The 7,261-nt window shown below is 62.7% G+C and carries 10 protein-coding genes; 5 read left to right on the top strand and 5 right to left on the bottom strand.

The window, feature by feature from the left end:
• On the bottom strand, nucleotides 1–673 hold a 673-nt coding region (locus EN750_RS11295; protein ID WP_127396473.1), incomplete at its 3' end, for an LLM class flavin-dependent oxidoreductase.
• A gap of 300 nt (nucleotides 674–973) precedes the next feature.
• On the opposite strand from EN750_RS11295, the gene EN750_RS11290 reads away from it, so the two are divergent.
• Nucleotides 974–1,402 (top strand): DUF6481 family protein, encoded by a 429-nt coding sequence (locus tag EN750_RS11290; protein ID WP_023761392.1) that lies wholly within the window; start codon nucleotides 974–976, stop codon nucleotides 1,400–1,402.
• Nucleotides 1,403–1,530: 128 nt separating this feature from the next.
• Here EN750_RS11290 and sugE read toward each other — a convergent pair whose 3' ends face one another.
• Nucleotides 1,531–1,845 carry a quaternary ammonium compound efflux SMR transporter SugE gene (gene sugE / locus EN750_RS11285; protein ID WP_013528463.1) on the bottom strand — a complete coding sequence of 105 codons (315 nt, stop codon included), beginning with the start codon at nucleotides 1,843–1,845 and terminating at the stop codon, nucleotides 1,531–1,533.
• A 206-nt stretch (nucleotides 1,846–2,051) separates the two neighbouring features.
• Complete coding sequence (locus tag EN750_RS41470) at nucleotides 2,052–2,177, bottom strand: hypothetical protein (protein ID WP_013528464.1); 126 nt, start codon at nucleotides 2,175–2,177, stop codon at nucleotides 2,052–2,054.
• Nucleotides 2,178–2,387: 210 nt separating this feature from the next.
• On the opposite strand from EN750_RS41470, the gene EN750_RS11275 reads away from it, so the two are divergent.
• The 3 genes from EN750_RS11275 to EN750_RS11260 all read left to right on the top strand — a co-directional run bounded on the left by EN750_RS11275 (nucleotide 2,388) and on the right by EN750_RS11260 (nucleotide 4,757).
• On the top strand, nucleotides 2,388–3,197 hold the full coding sequence (locus EN750_RS11275) for a transglutaminase family protein (RefSeq protein ID WP_027040094.1): 810 nt from the start codon (nucleotides 2,388–2,390) through the stop codon (nucleotides 3,195–3,197).
• Between the two features lie 127 nt (nucleotides 3,198–3,324).
• The gene (locus tag EN750_RS11270) at nucleotides 3,325–4,290 is read left to right on the top strand and encodes a cation diffusion facilitator family transporter (protein WP_127396472.1); all 966 of its coding nucleotides are present in this window, start codon (nucleotides 3,325–3,327) and stop codon (nucleotides 4,288–4,290) included.
• Nucleotides 4,291–4,352: 62 nt separating this feature from the next.
• The gene (locus EN750_RS11260) at nucleotides 4,353–4,757 is read left to right on the top strand and encodes a GFA family protein (RefSeq protein WP_127396471.1); all 405 of its coding nucleotides are present in this window, start codon (nucleotides 4,353–4,355) and stop codon (nucleotides 4,755–4,757) included.
• 20 nt (nucleotides 4,758–4,777) lie between these two features.
• On the opposite strand, the gene EN750_RS11255 is transcribed toward EN750_RS11260, so the two are convergent.
• Nucleotides 4,778–6,049, bottom strand: coding sequence for a DNA recombination protein RmuC (locus tag EN750_RS11255; protein ID WP_127396470.1), 1,272 nt, complete (start codon nucleotides 6,047–6,049; stop codon nucleotides 4,778–4,780).
• A gap of 103 nt (nucleotides 6,050–6,152) precedes the next feature.
• Here EN750_RS11255 and def point away from each other — a divergent pair, with 103 nt between their 5' ends.
• Complete coding sequence (gene def, locus EN750_RS11250) at nucleotides 6,153–6,683, top strand: peptide deformylase (RefSeq protein WP_127396469.1); 531 nt, start codon at nucleotides 6,153–6,155, stop codon at nucleotides 6,681–6,683.
• Nucleotides 6,684–6,686: 3 nt separating this feature from the next.
• Here the strand turns inward: def and EN750_RS11245 are convergent, their stop codons facing one another.
• Nucleotides 6,687–6,953: a hypothetical protein gene (locus EN750_RS11245; RefSeq protein WP_127396468.1), complete on the bottom strand. Its 267-nt coding sequence runs from the start codon at nucleotides 6,951–6,953 to the stop codon at nucleotides 6,687–6,689.
• Nucleotides 6,954–7,261 lie beyond the last annotated feature (308 nt).

Here is a 7,261-nt window from a genome sequence, read left to right as displayed (position 1 = left end):
CGCCCGCGCCGGCGCGCTTGGCGGCCTCACGGTAGAGATCGAACAGCGGCGCGAAACGTGCCGGCTCGCCGCCGATAATGGCGAGCGCCAGCGGCAGGCCGAGCGCGCCAGCGCGGGCGGCAGACTGCGGCGTGCCGCCAGTGGCGATCCAGACCGGTAGCCTGTCCTGGAACGGCCGGGGATAAACGCCGCGATCGTTGATCGGCGCGCGCAGATTGCCGGACCAGGTGACCTTCACGCTGTCGCGGATGGCAAGCAGCAGATCGAGCTTTTCGGCGAACAGCTCGTCATAGTCCTCGAGGTTGTAACCGAACAGCGGGAAGGATTCGATGAACGAGCCGCGTCCGGCCATGATCTCGGCGCGGCCGCCCGACAGAAGGTCGAGCGTTGCGAACTGCTGGAACACGCGCACCGGGTCATCGGAAGACAGAACGGTGACGGCACTGGTCAGCTTGATGCGCTTCGAGCGCTCGGCGGCCGCGGCCAAGGCCACGACCGGTGCGGAGGCGGCATAGTCGGGCCGGTGATGCTCGCCGAGGCCGAAGACGTCGAGGCCCACCTGATCGGCCAGCTCGACCTCCTCGATCAGGTTGCGCAGCCGCTCATGCGGGCCGATGGCGCCGGGGCCCGGCTGCGGGCTGACGTCGGCGAAGGTGTAGAGACCGAGTTCCATCTAATGTCGTCCTGGTGTTGGAATTTGCCGCTAGACGTAGCCATCCGCCAACCTCGCCGCCAGAGGCGCGACGGTGAACAGTGCATGTCGTTTTCGGTTCAATCTCTTCGTCGCAATTCCCAAGGGAAAGCGCTGCGCGCTTTTCCCGGAAAACCGTTTCACACTTTCCCTGAAATTGCTCCAAAGGCGTCTCCCGAGTGCAACAGCCGACAATTTCATGGCTGCCATGCCGTTTTGGCGCTTGAACTCTCGGTTTTCGCGCGTATGTAAGCGTCGCGAATTGACTTCAGGGAAGTGGACTTGGCTATCTACAGGGAAAAAGACGTTTTCGAGCGGCGCAATGCCGCAAACGAGGCAAAGAAGGCGCTCCTCGAGCGCTTCAAGGCAAAGCCGGCGGCGGATGATCCTGCTGTGCTGGCACGGCAGGCTGAACGCAAGGCGATCCTTGCGGCCCGCGAAATCCGCGAGGCTGAAAAGGCTCGGCTGAAGCAGGAGAAGCTGGCACGCGAAGCGGTCGAGAAGGCCGAGCGCGAGGCAGCAGCCGAAGCGGCACGTATCGCCGCCGAGGAAGCTGCACAGGCTGAGGCCAAGATTCGGGAATCCGAAGAGAACGAGCGCATCGCCCGTTTTCTGGCCGACGAAGCCGAACGCAAGGCCAAGCGTGACGCGCGTTATGCGGCACGCAAGCAGCGCACCGGCAGGACGCCGCCGGGCTTCTCCGCCCGCTAGCCTCAGGATTACCGAAGCAGCCAGCTTCGACAATCAGGGTCGCCTCACAGCGGCCCTGAAGGTGTTTGTCCGTCGCCCAAATATTGGTCCCGGTTCTGGGAGGACGACATGCGCAAACCAAAAGACCGTCAGGCGGCGAACTTCAGCCCCATGATGCCGCAGACGATGAGCGCGATGCAGGCCAGCCTGATCGCGGTGGCTGGTTCGCCGAGCAGCCAGATGCCGAGCAGTGCCGTACCGACGGTGCCGATGCCGGTCCACACCGCATAGGCGGTGCCAACGGGCAGCGCCTTCAGCGCCAGGCCGAGCAGAGTGAGGCTGACGACCATCGAGGCAACGGTCAGTACGGTCGGCACCAGCTTCGAGAAGCCATCTGTGTATTTGAGGCCGATTGCCCAGCCGATCTCGAACAGGCCGGCGAAAAAGAGAAGAATCCACGACATCGACAACGCTCCATCAGAGCATCGGACCGAAAGGTGATTTCGGCGTCCGACGATCAGTCAAACAATGGCGGGTCGTCCCGTCCGGATTTTGGGGAAGCGCGAGGTCGTCCCCGCCATGCCAATATAGGAATTTCGAGCGCTCGATCAACAGCGGCCGGCAACAGTGTCGCCGGCCGTAACCCTTATTGCGAAGTGGATCGCCGGACCTACTTGTCCTTGAGCTTCATCGCCTTGACCGGCGGCGCCTTCAGCGCGGGAGCCGGAGCGGGCTTCTTGGCGTCCTTCTTCGGCTTGCGGGCTTCCTTGCCTGCCTTCATCGCACCTTTAGCCATGATTCGTTCCTCCTGATGTGGGACGCCAAGTGAAACAAGAGAACCGCCCGACCGCAAGGGGTTAGCGACCGTTGCCGGCGTCGCCGGATCGCTTTCAACCGGTTTCTAATTTGCTCGTAAACCATGACGGTCCGTGCGATGGTCATTTTCGCACTGCAGCATCGACCCGAGCTTCGCCGGGTGATCGTCAGGCAGGCCGTCAGGACGACAATGCGAATCCACATCGGCTGCGAGATGAGCTTCGACTTTCCGCAGGAAACGCCGCTCATCGCGATGCTGAATGTGCATTATTCGCGTGCCTCCGATCTCGAGCGGCCGGATTTCCTGATTTCCAACCCGCCGGTGCCGATCGAAAGCTATCGCGACAGTTTCGGCAATTGGTGCAACCGGTTCGTCGCGCCGCCCGGGCGTTTCACCTTCGGCACCGACGCGGTGATCCGCGATCCCGGCACTTTCGAGATGGGCGATCTGATGGCCTGGCAGCACGAGGTTCGCGACCTGCCGGCGGACACGCTGCTGTTCCTGCTGCCCAGCCGTTTTTGCGAAAGCGACCTTCTGGCTGATGAAGCGTGGCGGCTGTTCGGCAACACGCCGCTGGGCATTCCGCGCGTGCAGGCGGTCTGCGACTTCGTCCACAACCACATCGTCTTCAACTACGGCAATGCTCGGCCGACACGCACCGCCGCGGAAGCGTATCGCGAACAGAGCGGCGTGTGCCGAGACTACGCGCATCTCGCGGTCACCTTCTGCCGGGCGCTCAACATCCCAACGCGCTATTGCACCGGCTACATCAGCGACATCGGTATGCCGAAACCATGGGCGAGCATGGATTTCTGCGCCTGGATGGAAGTCTATCTCGGCGGCCGCTGGCATGTCTTCGACCCGCGCAACAATGCACCGCGCATCGGCCGCATCCTGATCGCCTCCGGCCGCGACGCCGCCGACGTGCCGCTGACCCATATATTCGGCCCGGGAACGCTTGCCGGCTTCAAGGTGTGGACCAGCGAGATCGTCGAGTAGTCGCCGTTTTCCATAGGCCGATCTCTCATGACCGCTGGCTTGGACGACCCGACATTCGCGCGGTGTGATGCCTGTGGAGCTTTAGCGGCCTGGCCGCTAGACTGCGCCTTGAATGGGAACAAATGCCATGGCCGGGCACGGCGGCTCAAAAAAGGTGATCTACGCGGCGCTCGCCGGCAATTTCGCCATCGCGCTGACCAAGTTCGCCGCCGCCGCCTTCACCGGCAGTTCGGCGATGCTGTCGGAGGGCGTGCATTCGCTGGTCGATACCGGCAATGGCGGCCTGCTGCTCTACGGCATGCACCGCGCCGCCCGCCCGGCCGACCGGACGCATCCGCTCGGTCACGGCCGCGAACTCTACTTCTGGAGCTTCATCGTCGCGCTCCTCGTCTTCGCGCTGGGCGCCGGCGTGTCGTTCTACGAAGGCGTGACCCATATGATGGCGCCGGAGCCGGTCGCCAACGCCGAGGTGACCTACATCGTGCTCGGCCTTTCCTTCCTGTTCGAAGGCAGTTCGTGGTGGGTAGCGCTGAAGGAGTTCCGCCAGCAGAAGGGCAAGCAGGGTTGGCTGCGGGCGGTGCAGTCGAGCAAGGACCCGAGCGTCTACACCGTGCTGTTCGAGGACAGTGCAGCGCTTCTCGGCCTGATCGTCGCGTTCGCCGGCATCCTGGCGGCGGAAGTTCTGGAAATGCCAGAACTCGACGGCGCCGCCTCGATCGGCATTGGGCTGATCCTGGGCGCGACGGCGATCTTCCTGGCCCGCGAAAGCAAGGGCCTGCTGATCGGCGAGCCGGCATCGCCCGAGGTGCAGATGAAGGTGCTGGCGATCGCCCAGCAGGATCAGGCGGTGCAGCGGGCGAACGGCGTCCTGACCGTCCATATGGGGCCGGCAGAGATTGTCGCCGGCCTGAGCATCGAGTTCGAGGACCATTTGACGGCGCCCGAGATCGAAGCTTGCGTCGAGCGCCTGGAGGCGCAGCTGAAGAAGGAGATGCCGGAGATCACACGGCTGTTCGTCAAGCCACAGACGGCAGGCACCTGGGAGAAGCGGCGCAAGCTGATCGACACCGCATCCGATCCGGCTCTGGACTAGCGCCGCGCCATTGCCTGGCTGCCTTGACCCGCTAGGATTAAAGGGAGTTTGGAGGAGCGAAGATGAAAATCGACGGCGGCTGCCATTGTGGCGCCATCACCTACGAGGCGGAGGTCGACCCGGAGAACACCGGAATCTGCCACTGCACCGATTGCCAACAACTGACCGGAACGGCTTTTCGCGTGACCGTGGGCGCGCCGGAAGGCCACTACCGGATCACCAAGGGTGCGCCAAAGGTCTATATCAAGATAGGATCGAGCGGCGACAAGCGCGCGCAGGGCTTTTGCGGCGAGTGCGGCTCGCATCTCTACGCGACATCGGTTGGCGACGGGCCGAAGGTTTATGGCATCCGGGTCGGCACGGCGCGACAACGTGAACAGTTAGTCCCGAGACGGCAAAGCTGGCACCGCTCGGCGCTGCCCTGGTTGCCGGAATTCCCGGGTATGACGACCAAGGAAGAGCAGTAGCGCCGGTCCGGCGCCGCGCCTCAATCGTCGCCTTCGACGACCCTCAGCCTGAGCTGCCCGGTTTTCGAATCGGCAACGCGCGCGCCAGTATCGACCTTCGCGGCGGGAGCCCGTGACGCTGCGTCCGCGGCGGCATCGCCGGCGGGCTGCGCGCCGAATTCCAGTGCCTCGATCTTCTGGCCGCGCTTGGTGACCTTCGACGTCGAAACCAGGATGTCGTCGATGTCCTTGGCCGACTGACCGAAATGCACCTGCAGCTTGCGCACCCGCTCGTCGACGCGCGCGACATCCTCCATCAGCCGGATGACTTCGCCCTGAATCAGGTGCGCCTGTTCGCGCATGCGGGCATCCTTGAGGATCGCCTGGATGACCTGGATCGACAGCATCAGCAGCGACGGCGAGACGATGACGATGCGGGCACGGTGCGCCTTGTGGACGATCGCCTCGAAATTCTCGTGGATCTCGGCGAACACCGATTCCGACGGCACGAACATGAAGGCGGTGTCCTGCGTCTCGCCCTGGATCAGGTATTTTTCCGAGATATCGCGGACATGGATCTCGATGTCGCGGCGGAAGGCCTGCGAGGCGGCCTTCTGCAGGTCGGCGCCGTCGGCGGCGCGGATGGCATTCCAGGCTTCGAGCGGAAACTTGGCGTCGATGGCCAGCGACGGTGCGCCGTTCGGCATCTTCACTAGGCAGTCAGGACGGCTGCCGTTCGACAGCGTCGCCTGGAATTCATAGGCGCCGTGCGGCAGGCCGTCGGCGACGATCGCCTCCATGCGCGACTGGCCGAAGGCGCCGCGCGTCTGCTTATTGGAGAGGATCGCCTGCAGCTGCACCACCTGGCCGGCGAGCGACTGGATGTTGCCCTGCGCGACATCGATGATGGCCAGCCGCTCCTGCAATTTGGCCAGACTCTCATGCGTGGATTTGGTCTGCTCGGTCATGGTCTGGCCGAGCCGGCCGGTCATGGCGTCGAGGCGCTGGCCGATCGATTGCGTCAGCTCCGCCTGCCGTGCGCCGAACACTTCGGCGATGGCGCCCATACGACCCTGCATTTCGGCCTGGCTTTGCAGAATGCCGGCCATCCGCACTTCCGCATCGCGGGCATGATCGGCGGCTTCCGCAGCCGCGACGGCGCGCGCCTTCGCCGACCGCCACAGCGCAATGACCAGCGCCACGAACAGGGCCAGAAACAGCAAAGCGCCGAAGGCCAGCGCATGGCCGAGCGTGACGGTTGTGGCGCCAAGCCGGGCGACAGGTTCGGAAAGGATGGTGCTCAAATCATTCATGTGGACAGCATAAACGATTCGCGCTGCCGGCACAGATCAAAACGTGAACGAGCCTCCAGCCTACCGGTTGACGCTTTTCTCTGGAGGTCTTAGGTGGAACGCCATGTCGATCAAGCCGCTCATCATCCTTCCCGACCCCATCCTGCGCCAGGTTTCCAAGCCCGTGGAGCGTGTCGACGCGTCTTTGCGCAGATTAGCCGACGACATGCTGGCGACCATGTATGACGCGCCGGGTATCGGGCTGGCGGCGATCCAGATCGGCGAACCGCTGCGCTTACTGGTGATCGATCTGGCCAAGGAAGACGAGACGCCGGCGCCGCATGTCTTCATCAATCCGGAAATCCTGGAGAGCGCAGATGCGCGCTCCGTCTACGAGGAAGGCTGCCTGTCGATCCCGGATTATTACGCCGAGGTCGAACGCCCGGCCGCTGTGCGGGTCAAGTATCTCGACCGCGACGGCAAATTGCAGGATATGGAGGCCGAAGGCCTGATGGCGACCTGCCTGCAGCATGAGATCGACCACCTCAATGGCGTCCTGTTCATCGACCACATCTCGAAGCTGAAGCGCGACATGGTGGTGAAGAAATTCAAGAAGCTCGCCAGGGACAAGGCGCCGGGCAAGCTGGCGGGATAGGGATCATTCGAGCACGCCACGCAAAACCCAATCCCTGCCAAGCTCGAACGCTTTTGCACCGATCTCTAATGCAAGCGCGCGAGATTCTGGCGAGATGATCAGCACCAGAGAGACAACCACGGCTAACACCATCATTAGCAGGGTGTTATAAATGGCGAAATTGCTCTCTCTTCGCCTCGACAATTCGCCTTTCTCGTATCGTTCTTCGACCGATTTGTATTCAGCTATTGGCTTCCTGCGTTTCCCCAAGGGATTTTGAGCGCGCTGCATATGAAGCTCCCAGGACAGATCCGCGAAGCATACGCCTGAACAGTTGGTGTAGACTTAATGGACCGTTTTGAGTGGCTGGGTGAAGGGGCGGAACTCTTGTTGATCAATGACTCCGGGGGTGATATCAGAGATATCAAATCTTGGAGGCATCCATGGGCGATATGTTGATCAGAGATATTCCCGAACCCTTGAAGCGCGAAATTGAACACGCGGCGCGCAAGGGCGGCCAAAGTCTGTCGGGCAAGGCGATCGATCTCTTGCGTAAAGGCATGGTCGCGGAGAAAGAAGCCAAACCGGAGCCGGGACTT

Origin of the sequence: Mesorhizobium sp. M7A.F.Ca.ET.027.03.2.1, from assembly GCF_003999175.1 — a bacterium.
In the GTDB taxonomy this organism is placed as follows: domain Bacteria; phylum Pseudomonadota; class Alphaproteobacteria; order Rhizobiales; family Rhizobiaceae; genus Mesorhizobium.
Note: the sequence above shows the minus strand (reverse complement) of the source record. Positions and strands in the feature narration are given on the sequence as shown.

What these genes read in the sequence shown, in the direction of transcription:
- sugE (WP_013528463.1), bottom strand. Translation starts at nt 1,845, where the DNA reads ATGTCGTGGATTCTTCTCTTTTTCGCCGGCCTGTTCGAGATCGGCTGG.
- EN750_RS41470 (WP_013528464.1), bottom strand. Translation starts at nt 2,177, where the DNA reads ATGGCTAAAGGTGCGATGAAGGCAGGCAAGGAAGCCCGCAAGCCGAAG.
- EN750_RS11275 (WP_027040094.1), top strand. Translation starts at nt 2,388, where the DNA reads ATGCGAATCCACATCGGCTGCGAGATGAGCTTCGACTTTCCGCAGGAA.
- EN750_RS11270 (WP_127396472.1), top strand. Translation starts at nt 3,325, where the DNA reads ATGGCCGGGCACGGCGGCTCAAAAAAGGTGATCTACGCGGCGCTCGCC.
- EN750_RS11260 (WP_127396471.1), top strand. Translation starts at nt 4,353, where the DNA reads ATGAAAATCGACGGCGGCTGCCATTGTGGCGCCATCACCTACGAGGCG.
- EN750_RS11255 (WP_127396470.1), bottom strand. Translation starts at nt 6,049, where the DNA reads ATGAATGATTTGAGCACCATCCTTTCCGAACCTGTCGCCCGGCTTGGC.
- def (WP_127396469.1), top strand. Translation starts at nt 6,153, where the DNA reads ATGTCGATCAAGCCGCTCATCATCCTTCCCGACCCCATCCTGCGCCAG.
- EN750_RS11245 (WP_127396468.1), bottom strand. Translation starts at nt 6,953, where the DNA reads ATGCAGCGCGCTCAAAATCCCTTGGGGAAACGCAGGAAGCCAATAGCT.